Annotated in this window: 10 protein-coding genes and 1 pseudogene; 6 read left to right on the top strand and 5 right to left on the bottom strand. The window is 35.7% G+C overall.

Features of this window, described 5'->3' with window-relative positions:
- Positions 1-39 precede the first annotated feature (39 nt).
- A pseudogene (locus AC1DCY_RS04735) lies at positions 40-1,312 on the top strand (APC family permease); the annotation flags it as partial.
- 10 nt (positions 1,313-1,322) lie between these two features.
- On the opposite strand, the gene AC1DCY_RS04730 reads toward AC1DCY_RS04735, so the two are convergent.
- Positions 1,323-2,555 carry a MerR family transcriptional regulator gene (locus AC1DCY_RS04730; protein ID WP_477347896.1) on the bottom strand — a complete coding sequence of 411 codons (1,233 nt, stop codon included), beginning with the start codon at positions 2,553-2,555 and terminating at the stop codon, positions 1,323-1,325.
- A gap of 183 nt (positions 2,556-2,738) precedes the next feature.
- On the opposite strand from AC1DCY_RS04730, the gene AC1DCY_RS04725 reads away from it, so the two are divergent.
- Genes AC1DCY_RS04725 through AC1DCY_RS04705 form a run of 5 tightly spaced genes read left to right on the top strand, consistent with a single transcriptional unit; the run spans position 2,739 to position 8,990 of the window.
- Positions 2,739-4,025: an NAD(P)/FAD-dependent oxidoreductase gene (locus AC1DCY_RS04725; protein ID WP_477347895.1), complete on the top strand. Its 1,287-nt coding sequence runs from the start codon at positions 2,739-2,741 to the stop codon at positions 4,023-4,025.
- A gap of 13 nt (positions 4,026-4,038) precedes the next feature.
- Positions 4,039-5,511: an aldehyde dehydrogenase family protein gene (locus tag AC1DCY_RS04720; protein ID WP_477347893.1), complete on the top strand. Its 1,473-nt coding sequence runs from the start codon at positions 4,039-4,041 to the stop codon at positions 5,509-5,511.
- A gap of 43 nt (positions 5,512-5,554) precedes the next feature.
- Positions 5,555-7,009 carry an MATE family efflux transporter gene (locus tag AC1DCY_RS04715; RefSeq protein ID WP_477347891.1) on the top strand — a complete coding sequence of 485 codons (1,455 nt, stop codon included), beginning with the start codon at positions 5,555-5,557 and terminating at the stop codon, positions 7,007-7,009.
- A gap of 39 nt (positions 7,010-7,048) precedes the next feature.
- Positions 7,049-7,330, top strand: a complete 282-nt coding sequence (locus AC1DCY_RS04710; RefSeq protein WP_477347889.1) for a cupin domain-containing protein — start codon at positions 7,049-7,051, stop codon at positions 7,328-7,330.
- 31 nt (positions 7,331-7,361) lie between these two features.
- Positions 7,362-8,990, top strand: coding sequence for an amidohydrolase (locus AC1DCY_RS04705; RefSeq protein ID WP_477347943.1), 1,629 nt, complete (start codon positions 7,362-7,364; stop codon positions 8,988-8,990).
- Between the two features lie 1,534 nt (positions 8,991-10,524).
- Here the strand turns inward: AC1DCY_RS04705 and AC1DCY_RS04700 are convergent.
- From AC1DCY_RS04700 to AC1DCY_RS04685, 4 genes are read right to left on the bottom strand one after another with little or no spacing between them, the layout of a single operon-like run.
- The gene (locus AC1DCY_RS04700) at positions 10,525-12,006 is read right to left on the bottom strand and encodes a sodium:solute symporter family protein (protein WP_477347941.1); all 1,482 of its coding nucleotides are present in this window, start codon (positions 12,004-12,006) and stop codon (positions 10,525-10,527) included.
- Positions 12,007-12,013: 7 nt separating this feature from the next.
- Entirely contained in the window at positions 12,014-12,220 is a 207-nt protein-coding gene (locus AC1DCY_RS04695; protein WP_477347887.1) for a DUF3311 domain-containing protein, read from the bottom strand.
- 15 nt (positions 12,221-12,235) lie between these two features.
- Positions 12,236-13,525 carry an amidohydrolase gene (locus tag AC1DCY_RS04690; protein ID WP_477347885.1) on the bottom strand — a complete coding sequence of 430 codons (1,290 nt, stop codon included), beginning with the start codon at positions 13,523-13,525 and terminating at the stop codon, positions 12,236-12,238.
- On the bottom strand, positions 13,522-14,745 hold the full coding sequence (locus tag AC1DCY_RS04685) for a MalY/PatB family protein (RefSeq protein ID WP_477347883.1): 1,224 nt from the start codon (positions 14,743-14,745) through the stop codon (positions 13,522-13,524). Before AC1DCY_RS04685 ends, AC1DCY_RS04690 begins: the two co-directional genes overlap by 4 nt.
- Between the last annotated feature and the right edge of the window lie 201 nt (positions 14,746-14,946).

The following is a 14,946-nucleotide window of genomic DNA, read 5'->3' as shown; positions in this document are numbered from 1 at the left end:
AATATAACCCATTCACACTATTTAGGCGGTGAGTAATTAATGATTTCATCCATAAAAAGGCTTTTAATCGGACGACCTTTGAAATCCAATGAATTAGGAGAACAGAAGCTTAACAAAACAAAAGCATTAGCGATTCTTTCTTCTGATGCTCTGTTATCCGTGGCATATGGTCCTGAACAAATTTTAATAGTATTAGTTACGGTCGGTGCAGCAGCATTTTGGTATTCAATTCCTATCGCAGTTGGGGTAATAATTCTCTTAACAGCTCTGATATTATCTTATAGGCAAATCATCTTTGCTTATCCTCATGGGGGTGGAGCATATGTAGTTTCAAAAAGTAATCTAGGTGTAAATCCAGGCTTAATAGCTGGAGGTTCTCTATTGGTGGACTACATATTAACTGTTGCTGTAAGTGTGTCTGCTGGTACTGATGCTATCACATCTGCCTTTCCCACCTTACATGGCTTTAATGTAGAAATTGCCATTGCTTTTGTGATTTTTATTACAATTTTGAATTTAAGAGGAGTAACGGAGTCTGCTTCAATATTAGCATACCCCGTTTACTTATTCATTTTAGCGTTGTTAATATTAATTGGGGTGGGTATTTATAATATTCTAACAGGAGGAGTTTCGCCCGAACTACGCACTCCAATTGGTACACCAGTGGCGGGAATCAGTTTATTTATTCTGTTAAGGGCATTTGCTTCAGGAAGCTCTGCCTTAACAGGGATTGAAGCCATATCGAATGCCATTCCTAACTTTAAAGACCCAGCTCCCAATAATGCTGCTAAAACATTAATGGCAATGGGAACCTTGCTTGCCATATTGTTTTCAGGAATCGTATTTTTAGCCTATTATTACGGAATTGCGTCAAGTGGAAAGGTAAGCGTTGTTTCCCAAATTGCTGAAGAAACTTTCGGACGAAATTTCATGTACTTTTTTATTCAAGGAACTACAGCATTGATATTAGTACTTGCTGCAAATACTGGTTATTCTGCTTTCCCATTGTTGGCGGTTAATCTCGCAAAAGATAAGTTTATTCCCAGAATGTTTCTGATGAGGGGAGACCGGTTAGGATATTCAAATGGGATCATCATACTTGGAATTGCTTCTATCATTTTAATCTTTGCTTTTCAGGCAGAAACAGAGCATCTTATTCCACTTTAAGCAGTTGGAGTATTCCTTCCATTTTACTTTGTCTCAATCGGGAATGATGGTTAAATGGCTGCGCGAAAAACCGAAAGGGTGGATTCCAAAATTCTTAATCAATACAACGGGTGCCGTTATTAGCTTTACGGTCACAATGATATTCTTATAATCTTCTACATTACCGAACGGGCTAAATACATTAACATGTGGAACTTTTCACCCTTAACATGATAATCAAAAAAAGGTCCAGGATCTGTACAATAACCGATATTATCGCTTTGTGTTATTTGATAGCCATTGACTAATAAATTCTCCTCTATGTAATTTGGATATAAAATGTGTTGGTGAGAATCTGGATATATGGATGAAATATTTTTCAATGAATTGGACGAACTTTCGTAATAAGAGTAACCCCCAACTATAATTGAATCGCTGTGGAAACGGTCTTTTAGAATTGGTATAGGAAACTGTGGATTGAGTAATGAAAAATCATTTGTTGTAAAACTGTCCACAAAAACATCGATACTAAGTGGTTTTAATGGCAGGTTTAAATCGGAATTCAAAATATAAAGTACGTTAAGTAAAGGATTGATACATTCAATCCTTTTTCTAACCTTCTTGAGCATCTCAAGTGAGTAGCCACTGAATACATAGGATGCACTCAAGTCAAAATTATCACTAAATTTGGGTAGTGTCACAAAAGCATCGATGTTGGTTTCCACAATTAATTTGTTTTTCAAATCTATATTTTGCAGTGTTTTTTGAAACCAAAAGTTACTTTTTTCAAACAAATTTATCATCCCGTGATTCATCTCTTTAATTGTTTGTATGTCGTAAAAATAGGACGGGTATGGAGAAATCTCATACAAGTTAGCGGTGATGATAATACCTTCTTCAATAACTGCTTCGTAATCACAAATACAAGTTAAATAACCTTTTTGAATGGAATTATTAATAATCGACACATCTTTTATTTCAAGTGGGATGTGGCACTTTGGACAATAGAGAATATTTACAAAGGATAGCGGGACACCTTTTAAATATTCCTTTTCGGACGCAGAATTTTTGGTGTGAATCGATTTATCAATTAATTGGATTGCCTTTGATAACTCGTCTTTTTTCTGGACTAACTGGTCCTTTTTATCGATTAGCAAGGTATTGTAGTAGACGAGATCTTCATGGTCCATGAAATTTGTAACACGCTGATACGATAGAATTTGTTGTATTTCTAGCAGTGAAAAATGGAGCTTTTTTAGCTTAGCAATAAAAGTCATATCATCGTGGCTCGATTGATTCATTTGATACTGAGTATTTTTTTTGTCTGGAAGTAACAAACCAAGTTCGATGTAATAACGAACAGTATCGATTGAAACATCGAAAATCTTTGCAAATGTACCGATTTTCATAGATTCCCCCCCAGTAAAAAAGTGGAGTTACTCCACTTTTTTTTTGAAATGTGTCTAAAAAGTGAAAAAAAGACTATTGACCTTGAGTCAGCTCCAAATATTATGATAGCTCTAATAAGTTTAAATAATCTGAATATTGTTAGGATAATTGTAACATATCAGTCAACAAAGGAGAATTACTATATGGATAAAATGGATCGAATGGATACGCTTTCATTGTGGAAAGCGACTGAAAACAGCTATAAAAAAGAGAATTCTCTTGAAGGAAATCAAGAGGCAAATGTCGTTATTATTGGCGCAGGATTTACAGGTCTTTCTTCTGCGTATCATTTACAAAAATTAGGGCGAAGCGTTATTGTGCTTGAACAAGAATCGATTGGATATGGTGCTAGCGGTCGTAACGGTGGAATGGTCTTACCAGGCTATAAACCAACAATGCAGGAGCTTTCTAAAAAATATGGGTCTGTCGAGGCGGAACAACTAAATAATCTTTCATTATTTAGTGTTGAGCTAGTAAAAGAAATTATAGAAGAGCATCAAATTAACTGTGATTTTAGAAGGACAGGTCATATTGTAACAGCTTTCAAGGCGAAACATTTTGAAGGATTGAAAGCTGAAAGCGAATACTTAAATAAAAATTTCGGATATGAATCAAGTGTACTTGATAAAAGTCAGTTACATGAAGAGATTGATTCTCCAATTTATCATGGTTGCTTAGTTGACAATTCAAGCTACTCATTCCATCCGTTGAACTATGCAATTGGTTTGGCAGAAGCCGCTAAATCAGTTGGTGTGAAAATCTTTGAGTTTTCGAAAGCGCTATCAATTGAATATGACCAATCAAGTGTGAAAGTTGTAACAGCAAATGGGGTTGTTACTGCGAGGGATATTATTGTGGCTACAGATGGCTACTCCGGGAAAATCGTAAATGAGTTAAACAAAGGTGTACTCCCTATTTCAGCACGTATTATTGCTACAGAACAGCTTCCGGAAGCACTGTTAAATGCCGTTATTCCTAAAGATCGTATGGTTTTCGATACAAGCAATTTTTTATACTATTTCCGTCGTACACCTGACAATCGAATGATTTTTGGAGGGGGGGATATCCGACCCAACTTAGGAGATAGCGTCTACCAGAGTGTTTATAATGCTATGGTTACAACTATGCCAAAATTGGCTGGAAGCAAGATCGATTACCAATGGGGTGGATTTATTGGAGTAACTATGGACACTTTTCCGGTTATAGGTAGATCTAAAGAAGGTGCCTATTTTGCAACAGGTTATTCTGGACATGGAGCATCGCTTAGCACTTTGTTCGGTAAGTTATTGGCTCAATGGATTGTTACGGGAGATGCAGGAGGATATCGTTTTGAAAAGGAACGTTTAAAAACAATCCCATTTTATAATCAAAAAACGATGTTGGTAAACCTCGCACATATCGGATTCAAAGTGCTAGATAAAATTAGATAAGGGAGAGATACAAATGAAAATTGATATGTTTATTGATGGGAAATGGAGAGAATCGTTATCAGGTGGAAGAAAAGACATTTTAAATCCAGCAACTGGAGAGGTAATGGCTTCGGCTGCTAGTGGAACAGTAGAAGATACAAAATTGGCAATCAAGGCAGCTCGTGTAGCGTTTGATAGTGGCATCTGGTCAAATTTATCAGCAGATGAAAGAGCGATTTATCTTTATAAGATAGCAGATCGTCTTGAAGTAAAGGCGGCAGAAATAGCACTCTTGGAAACGGAAAATAACGGTAAGGTTATCCGTGCAACGACAAATGTGGATATTCCCGCTACTATTCAAATCTTCCGCTATTATGGAGACCAGATTAAACTTATTAAAGAGAAATCCTATAACCGCGAGGATTCTTCGGAAACGATTATTACTCAGGAACCGATAGGTGTTTGTGGTTTAATTGTCCCATGGAATTTTCCACTTATGATAGCTGCTCAGTCTATTGCTCCGGCCCTTGCCGCAGGAAATACAGTTGTACTTAAGCCTGCTGAAGTCACTCCTGTAAGCGCATACAAATTATTTGAAATTTTCGAAGAGGTCGGTCTTCCTGCAGGTGTGGCCAATTTGATTTTAGGACCTGGATCCAAAATGGGGAACGAGCTTGCTGAGAGTTTTGAAGTTGATCAGGTAACCCTTACCGGCGGAACAACAGTAGGACAAAGCATATTGCGAGCTGCTGCTGGCAATATGAAAAATGTCACGCTTGAACTGGGGGGGAAATCACCACTGATAGTATTTGATGATGTGGATTTTGAAACGGCAGTCGAAAATGCAATGTTCGGCATTTTCCACAATGCGGGTCAGGTTTGTACAGCCGCTTCACGTTTACTAGTACATGAGACTATTTATGATAGGTTTGTAGAGAGATTGGCAGAACGTGCAAACAAAATTGTAATTGGCAATGGGGAAAGTGAGGTCATTGAAATGGGGGCACTTACAAGTGAGTCCCATATGAATGAGGTTTTACAATACATTAAAGTTGGAATTGAAGAAGGCGCAAAATTAGTATGCGGTGGTAATCGCATAACGGAAAATGGGCTTGATAAAGGATTTTTTGTCGCTCCAACGATCTTTGCAGATGTAAATTCGAACATGCGTATTGTTAAGGAGGAAATTTTTGGTCCAGTTCTTGTTGTAGAGAAATTTAAAGATGAGGAAGAAGCAGTCCAAAAAGCGAATGATTCCATTTATGGATTAGCAGCTGCTGTATTTACGGAAGATATGGATCGCGCAAGACGTGTGGTTAGTAAATTGCGGGCAGGAATTACTTGGATAAATAGTTATCACTTAGCTTATATTGATAGCCCTTGGGGAGGGTATAAGCAAAGTGGAATTGGCAGATCATTGGGTGTTGCTGGACTAGAACACTTTATGGAATTGAAGCAGATTAATATTCATCAGAAAGCTAAGCCTGTAGGTTGGTATGAAAATTAGAGTTAACTTGCTAATAAAATTGAATATATAGGGGGATATGCCTATGGGGGATAAAGAAAATCGCCCTTCTCTAAAGAAAGATCAAGGAGAAGTATTAAATAACTTGGAGAAGGATTCAATACTAGGAACAAAAAGTATTCCTTCACTGTATTTTCGGTTTGCTTTAGCTGGAATCATGGCTAACTTGATTCTGGGTGTTTTTACCCTTATTGATGGTCATTTCGTCGGCTATTTTTCGGTTTTAGAAATTGAAGGGATCGGAATTGGCTTCACAGTCATGGTTATTACTCGTATGGTAGGGATTCTTTTTGGAGTAGGAGCAGGAGCAGTTATTTCTCTCCGACTAGGTAAAGGGAAGGTAGAAGAAAGTAGATCAATAATGGGGCAAACCCTATGGTTCACACTATTCGTCTCTACTTTGATAGCTGTATTAGGATTGATCTTTGAAAAAGAATTGATGCTATTATTTGGTGCGAGCAGTGAGTCTCTTCCTTATGCGATAGAATACAGCCGCCTATTATGGATTTCACTGCCATTAACGATATTAGCTGTTGTACTTAGTATTTTAACTACTATCGATGAAAAACCTATATTATCCATGAACAGTTGGTTAGTGGCTGCTGTTGTTGCCGTAGTTGTAGAATGGGTAATGGTTACGAAACTTGACATGGGGATGATGGGGTCATCATGGGGCAACACAATTGCTCAATCAATTCCCGCCCTACTAATATTATATTTTTGGTTTGGTAAAACAAAACTGAAGCCAAAAATGAAAGATATTAAGATTCAACTCAAAAAAATCGGTGAAGTGGCTTGGACGGGATTTGCCTCTTTCTCGGGTCTAGTTATGATGTTTTTTGCCATAATATTCATGAATAATTTACTTCAAGAACACGGTGGTGGGTTGCACGTAGCCGCTTTCACTATTCAAAACGGCTATATTACAAACCTGCTTGCCTTAGCAGCGCTCGGTGGAATGACAGGACTTCAACCAATCATTAGTTATAATTACGGTGCTGGTAATTTTGATCGTGTTAAAGAAGCCATCAAGTTCGGACTCATTTTTATGACAATATTCTTTGTAATTTCTACTACTATGCTTATCATTTTTGCGGATCCAATAGTGGCGTTTTTCGCCAGCGGAGATTCAGAATTACATCAACTAGGTGTTTGGACAACTATCGTCTTTAATTTATTGTTTACATTTAATGCGATTAATACGCTTATTTCTGGCTATTTCGAAGCACAGGAGCGAAACTGGACGGCAACATTTATTGTAGTAAGTAAAATGATAGTGTTTATGATCCCGTTAATGTTTATACTTCCGAAATTCTGGGGTGTTGAAGGTGTTTGGTACTCAGCCCCTGTTGCAGAAATACCTGGTGTACTCATCGCCCTTTATTTTATAAGAAAAGAATTTAAATATTTAAATGGAATGAGTGCGAATAAAGAATTCAAATATTTAAAAGAAATGAATACGAATAAGCTAAGTTTATAGAACTCTGCTAATCTATCAAACGAAAGAGGGATGTTAAAAATGTTTTTTGCGAAAGAAGTAACAGAGGAAGAAGCTAAACAACTAAGTGTTGATACGTGGGAACCATGGGTAGGTGAAACGGATAAAGGAATGTGGTACCTAGAAGAACAAGAGGTTTTCTATGTAACAGATGGAGAAGTGTTCATTACCGTTGACGAAAAAAAATATCATCTTACGAAGGGATGGGTAGCTTCTTTAGCTAAAGATCTTGTCTGTGAATGGGATTGTCCTGTCCTTGTAAAAAAGAATTTTATATTAAACCAAGAAATTGATTTGAAATAAATATTGGAGGTGTACTATGGGAGTAACAAAAGTGGAAGCTGAAGTTGTATTTATTAATGGAGAAGTAATCACAGTAGATCAAAAGAATACAGTAACAGAAGCTGTAGCTGTTAAAGATAATCGCATTATCTTTGTAGGTTTAAATAGTGAGGTTAATAGTTTTATGGGTGAAAAAACGAGTGTCATCGATTTGCAAGGAAAAACACTTCTTCCTGGATTTATAGATTCTCATATTCACTTAACGTATTATGGATTGAATCAGTTGGCGATAAATTGTAAAGCTGAGCATATCGATTCCATTGAGGTTTTATTAGATGATTTGAAAAAGAAATCCTTAGAGACGCCTAAGGGTGAATGGATACGGGCTTTTGGATTCAATGAAATCGCTGTAAAGGAAATGAGGTATCCAACAATCGATGAACTGAATGCTATTTCAGTAGAACATCCAATTATGATATCGCGTACTTGTAACCATATCTGTGTTTTAAATAGTAAAGCACTTGAACTAGCGCAAATAAACGAAAATACAACAGATCCTGACGGGGGAGTTATTGAAAGAGATCTTGAAGGGAAATTGACAGGAAAATTAATTGAAGCAGCAAATATGGAAATGAGCGATGTTGCAAGACATACAGAAGATGAACAAAGACAGGCTGTAAAAATTGCATCAGATCATTTCATTGCTTCGGGCTTAACAAGTGTACATGATGCTGGAGGACAAGGACCTGATAGTTTCCGCATACTGCAACAGGCTGTGAAAAGCAGGGATATTCGCGTCAGAGTATACGCAATGATATGTCAGATAAATAACTCCCAAGAATTTGTCCGTAAAATGATGGAATCTAGTGTAGTAACTGGTACAGGAGATGAAAGATTTAAAGTAGGACCGGCAAAAATGTTTACAGATGGAAGTAGCACTGGGCCTACCATTGCGACCCGTAAGCCATACGACAGTGACCCAAACAATTATGGCATTCTATATCAAAGTGAGGAAGAAATTTACGAAGTTTTAGGAGAAGCACATAAAAAAGGATATCAACTCACTGTACATGCACAAGGTGATAAAGCCATTGAAATGTATTTAAATTGTGTGGAAAAGGCGATTGAGGAATCACCAAGAACAAACCATCGCCATCGAATTGAGCATGCGGGAATCTCATCGCCAGATTTACAAGAAAGAATGAAAAAACTTGAAATTATACCGATTCCAAATCCTCCATTTCCGTATGAATTCGGAGAGATTTATGTAAGGCATTACGGTGATCGCGTTCAACATATGTACGCTGCCCGTGATTATATTGACCAGGGGATCATAGCAGCAGGTGGATCAGATGCGCCAGTTACTGATATTAACCCTTTATTAGGAATTCATGTTGCTGTTAATAGAAAAAGCCAGTCGGGTATGGTTATTGGTTCCAGTCAATGCATAAGTGTTATGGAGGCTATAAAACTATATACTTGGAATGGTGCTTATGCGAGTTTTGAAGAAAATATAAAAGGGAGCATCGAGGTTGGTAAGTTAGCCGATTTAGTAGTCCTTAATGACAGCATTTTAAATGTCAGCCCAGACCAAATTAAAGATTTAAAAGTAGAACTAACTATGATCGATGGTGAAATTATCTATTCTAAAGAAAATTTTGTGGAACTAAATCGAGTATAGATTATTAAATGATAGTAAGCTGAATACTCTTATACGCCAGTTTGTATGTACAAATCACGTGATTTGTACCTATTAAATTATCACGGTGAACCTTACTATGAACGAATCCCCGAATAGTGGACCTATTCGGGGATTTTTGTGTTATTAAAAGGCAAAATCCCATTATACTTTCATTTGAGAATTTGTGGTTTGCGTCCTGATTTAGACCTTGTTTTTTTGATCTCCCATAGTTTTCAGTGACATTTTATTAAGGAGTGAAGATATATTTGATTCAGAAGGGCAAATGAAAAGTGGCATGAAGTGAATCTTGTCATGCCACTTTTTTAATTGGGTGGAATTGTATTTTACAAAGGTTTACATTTTATTAGTGGAAATTGAAGCCCACTTGATTCAGAATGTAGATTTATAAAAAAGTTTGATCATTTATAATAAAGATTGATAATTTGTAATAAAGTTTGATAAAAAAATCTCACCTCATTTAATTTTTTATCGTTGAATTCTGCATAATCCATATCAGCTAAAATTGTTTGGAATAGATCTAGTAATGCAATATCATTTTTGTCTAGTTTATAATTTGTCTAGTTTATAAATGTAATCGATGATATTCTCGTGTATTTTTGTAAATGTGTATCAACTAGTTGTCCTTGTACTTAGAAGCAACAAAGCAAACATTTTCACTAAATAATATGAAAACGATACCTAATTTACTATCAGAACAACATAAAGTTCGATAATAAAAACAGCCTGTATAGAAATCACAATGAAAAGCAGCAAGAGTTAAAAATAATTTTGCTGCTTTTCATTGTGATGGTGTAGCAATTTAAAGACCTGAAGTTCTTGTAATGAATTCGAGATGTTTAGTACAAAAATAGGGTGACCCGAGGTTCATGTAATAATAGACCCGAAGTTCTCGTAAGTGTACAATATACATTATACATTATTTGGGTAGTTGATGTATCCAAGCTCTCCTCCACGCCAAATAATTTTAGTTTACATAATATAAATTATAGGAAGTTATGTATCAGTGAAAAGCATACTAATAACAGTGAGACGAAAAAGCTATAAATGGACATCAAAAACTAAATTTAATTTCAATGTCAAAATAAAATTGACTTCGATGACATCTTTTATTACTTAAATAAAATAGTTAATCATGGCATCCTTATAGTTCATAAAAAAAGAATCCATTTTTACACGCCTGATTAAAATGGATTCTTCTAAGCAAATTTACATCTAATTTTGATATACGATTCTTTACCGTTGATCTGGCTGCAATCACCCAGATATTTGCTATATTCTTCATTTATATAAGAGTAAATTGGTTCATGTCTTTTGGAAAAATCTTTGTGTTACGATCTTTTTAATTGAATCTGTCGGAATTCTAAAATGGCCTATATGTTCTTCATAACTTGATTTGTTGAACGACTTAATTTGTTAACGGATTAACGATCTTCTAATTGAACTTTTGAGATTATAATCCGTTTTCTTTTGGCACTTTTTATATAAATAAAATATTCAGAAAATACAAACTGTACTATGAAATGTTGTCTACTATTTTTTCATTAGTAATTCCATCATTTTTAATATTTACTTTCCTTGTAAACGCACTAACAATTAAACTTACTAAAATATTTACAGTCAATGCAAGGAAACCAATGTTGATATCTTGTATATAGGATGGCCAGCCTGGGAACAGTTTACTGAGATGAGCTCCTGTTGCTGCTTGCCATCCTACAATCGAAACTCCCACAATAATCCCAACAGACACACCTTGTACAGTTAATGGATTTTTCTTCATAAAGTTACTTACAACTGCTGGTACGAATTGAGTAACTAGACCATATCCCATTAAAAATAGTAATGTAATTGCTCCACCACCGCTAAAAGTAAAGTAAAGTGCAATAAGTGCAATCACGGGAACTGAATAGCGAGCAATGATTGCAATTTGTTTATCGGTAGTTTGAGGACGAATAGTTTTTACAACATTTTTTGCAAATAATGTAGCTGCGGACATCAAAATCATTGAACCCGGAACAATTGCAGTTAATAACCCTGCTGCTCCAATAAAGCCAACGATGACTGGATTAAATGTTTGTGTGGAGATTTTAAATAATGCTAAATCTACAGCGCCTCCTTCTAACTCTGGAATTTGTAAAATTGCAGCTGCTCCAGCAAATAGAATAAATAATAAAAATAACGCATAGATAGGAAGCATAATCGCATTTTTTCTTAAGGCATTACCACTTTTCGCTGAAAAAGTAGCGATAAATGTATGTGGCCACATATAAAACCCTAATGATGTTAACATGATCGTAGAAATATACCATGAGGCACTAAAACCTGAGTCTGGAAGCGTTAAAAAACCTGGTTTAACAGCCTCAATTGCCTCCCACATTGGTTGAATCCCGCCATAATAATGTATAGGTAAGTAGATACCAAGGAATAATACAACACCCAGAATAAGAATATCTTTAATAACAGCTGTCCAAGCCGAGCTATGAATTCCTGAAACCATGACATACGCAATCATAGCAATTGTGCCAATCCAAATTGTTAATTTCGGATCAATCGCTCCATACGAAGCTTCAGAAACGATAATGCCAAGACCTTTTAATTGAATGACTAAATAAGGAATTAATGCTGCTAACCCTACAATAGCTACAAGTGTGCCGAGAATTTTACTATTATAGGCCTTTTCAAAAAAATCAGATTGTGATAGTAGACTATGTTTCTTTCCATAAGCCCATATTTTAGGTGTCAACCAGTAAGCAATTACATAGTTCAACATCGCGATATTAAAAAATGCTACGGCGCCCTTCCCGTACATCCAACCACTTACCCCTAAAAATGCATTAGTTGTATAAATTTCACCAGCCATTAATAAGAAGATGAAGATTGAACCGAATCCACGGCCTCCAACACTCCATTGTTCAAGGCTCATATCCTTACCTCTACTAGCCATAATGCCTAAAAATAAAGCAATACCTAAGAATATTGCAATGATTCCAACTGAAATTATCATATTATTCCGTCTCCTCTTTTGCATTAGGATTTACACGATGAACGATAATCATTAACCCTGTTCCTAAAAAGATCCATAAAACCATCCAAAATAATAAAAATGGAAGACCTAGGACATATGGTTCGGCACTTTTGATAAAAGGAACTCCTAATGGCATTCCGAAATATGCAATGAACGAGAGTAAATAGCAGAGCCTTTTTTTTGTCATTTTTCTATCTCCTTTTTATTTATTAATTAATCGCTGAAACCCGTTATCAATAAATAGACTATTTATATCTCTTTTATCAGGAGTAAAATGAACTTGTTTTTCATTATCTAGAAAATCAAATGTGTATTGTACAGTAGCCGCCACTCCTATTTTTAAAGCATCTTCATCTAAGTCAAAGTAAACATTATGGTGTTCTGCCCCAATCCCTTCTTCGAGGTTTTGTATTCCTACGAATGCAAACACACCTGGGAAGTATTTTTCATAAAACGCAAATGATTCTGATGCCATCCAAGCAGGGATTGACTGTAATGCATCTGTACCAATTGCATGTTTCACCGCATTGATCGCAATTTGTGCACAATCTTTTTGATTGTAGACAATTAAATCCGATTCTTTAGGTTCAATAATAAATTCATAGGTGCAATTATGGAGGTCACAGACTTTTTCAAGGATTCTCTTAAATTCTTTTGCTACATGGGTTCCTTGGTTAAAATCTAAATATCTGGCTGTTCCTGAGAACTGTAAGCTTTCTGGAATTATATTTGCTGCGGAACCTGAATTAATCGTTCCAATTGAATAGGTAATTGTTTTAAAAGGGTCTAAAGTATTTAACCTCATTGCTCTTAAATTGTTATAAAAATCGGTAAAACAGTCTAATGGAGCAACTGACAAATCTGGTCTTGAACCATGTCCACTTTTTCCTTTAATTAAGACATCAAAAACAAAAGAAGCAGCCATTCTTGGACCTGGATCAACAGATATTTTCCCAGTCGGAAGATCATTTTTTAAATGGATACCCCAAATTCCATCTCCTCCGATTTCGTGTAATCGTTTACAGAGATTATAAATCCCACCACCCATTTCTTCGCCTTGTTCAAAAGCTAATAACACTCTTCCTTTAATTTTGTCTTTGTGTTGAGTCAAGATTGTCGCTACACCCAAAAGCATCGCTGTATGTCCATCATGTCCACAAGTATGAGCAGCTTGGTCAGACTCTGAAAATACTACTTTTTTCTTTTTCAAGTTATTTTCCTCTTCCTTCATCGGCAGTGCATCTAAATCTGCCCTAAGAATTAAAGTTTTTCCCGGTTGTTTCCCTTGAATATAACCAATAATTCCGCCATTAGGGACAATTTCATAATTAATGCCCCATTTAGTTAACTCATCTGTAACCACTCTCATTGTCCGTACTTCCTGTAATCCAATCTCAGGGTGTCTATGAAGATCTCTTCTTATTTCAATTACATAGTTTTCTATTTCTTTTGCAGCTTTTAACGCATCAAGCTTACATTCGAACGTTTTCATTTTATATACTCCCTTTCTGATTGATTATTAGATTCGATATCTTGGAATTCTAAAGCGATTCTTTCAAGTGCTTCTTTTATAAGTGGTCTTGGTGAAGGGACGCAGATTCTTTGAAAGTCTTGACCTTCATTTCCAAACAAGTGACCATCTTCAAGTAAGACATTGGCTTTATTATAGATACGATTATGAATCTCTTGATCTGAAATGCCATATCCACTAAAGTCCAACCACATCACATATGTTCCTTCAGGGATCCTAACTTTGACTGTAGGCATTTTTTTACCTAAGAAATTTTTCACATACTCTATTGTGTCGTCAATATATTCTGTTATTTGCGCTAACCATTCTTCTCCTTCGTTATAGACAGCTATAAGAGCTGCAATTGTAAACGGTGATGGTAATTGCATTCCCATTGTGTCGCTAAAGATTTTCCTAATCTCAGGGTTTGAAATAATAACATTTGTACAGTGCAGACCAGCAACATTAAAGGTTTTATTAATGGCTGTGCACGTGATGATATGATTCGTACTGTTCGCAACTTTTGCGATGGGTATAAATTTTTGTCTTTTTCTAATGAGATCCCCATGAATTTCATCAGCTACAATAATTACATTATTATTCGCACAGATATCCAAAAGCGTTTTCAACTCCTCGTATGTTAAAACTCTTCCAGTCGGATTGTGTGGACTGCAGAGAATGAACATTGTAGTATTTTCTTCTTTTGCTTTGGCTTCAAAATCCTCAAAATCAATTGTGTAATACCCTTCAGCATCACATTTCAATGCATTATTACGAACAACTCTTCCATTTCCTTCTATCGCAGCTGTGAACGGCGGATAAACAGGACGTTGAATAATGATACCTTCACCATGTTTAGTTAATGCTTTTATAGCTATATTCAAGGCGTGTACAGTTCCAGGGCTATATACAATCTCTTCTCTTTTGATGGTCCAGTCATGTCTCTTTTTAAACCAATACTGAATTGATTCAAAGTACTCATCTGGAAAAACAGAATATCCAAAAATACGATGATCAACTGTTTTATGTAGTGCATCTATCAATGGTTGCGGTACGGGTAAATCCATATCTGCAGTAAATAGCGGAATGGTCTCATAGTCATACCTTTCTGTATAACCAATTGTTTTAATTAAATCTTCACCATCCCACTTTAAGGAATAAGTATTTCTGCGATTAACTACTTCATCAAAATTATATTTCAATGCTTCTCCCCATCTCTTGTCGCATTCAATTTTCTACTTTATAGCAATTTTCGACACGTTTAGATTAAATTTTCCTCAGTTTAACACCTTAACTGTAAAATCGTCAATCGAAATTTCTGAATATTGTAAAAATTAATTAGATTCAAAACGAAAGTTAAATATAGATTTCCTATATGTTAAAATTAAATTGGCTACCAATTA

Source organism: Lysinibacillus sp. 10T31 (assembly GCF_056394365.1).
This window is presented reverse-complemented; position numbering and strand designations above follow the sequence as displayed.

Excerpts from the sequence above, each read along its gene's own strand:
- AC1DCY_RS04730 (WP_477347896.1), bottom strand. The coding sequence starts at position 2,555 with ATGAAAATCGGTACATTTGCAAAGATTTTCGATGTTTCAATCGATACT.
- AC1DCY_RS04725 (WP_477347895.1), top strand. The coding sequence starts at position 2,739 with ATGGATAAAATGGATCGAATGGATACGCTTTCATTGTGGAAAGCGACT.
- AC1DCY_RS04720 (WP_477347893.1), top strand. The coding sequence starts at position 4,039 with ATGAAAATTGATATGTTTATTGATGGGAAATGGAGAGAATCGTTATCA.
- AC1DCY_RS04715 (WP_477347891.1), top strand. The coding sequence starts at position 5,555 with ATGGGGGATAAAGAAAATCGCCCTTCTCTAAAGAAAGATCAAGGAGAA.
- AC1DCY_RS04710 (WP_477347889.1), top strand. The coding sequence starts at position 7,049 with ATGTTTTTTGCGAAAGAAGTAACAGAGGAAGAAGCTAAACAACTAAGT.
- AC1DCY_RS04695 (WP_477347887.1), bottom strand. The coding sequence starts at position 12,220 with ATGACAAAAAAAAGGCTCTGCTATTTACTCTCGTTCATTGCATATTTC.
- AC1DCY_RS04690 (WP_477347885.1), bottom strand. The coding sequence starts at position 13,525 with ATGAAAACGTTCGAATGTAAGCTTGATGCGTTAAAAGCTGCAAAAGAA.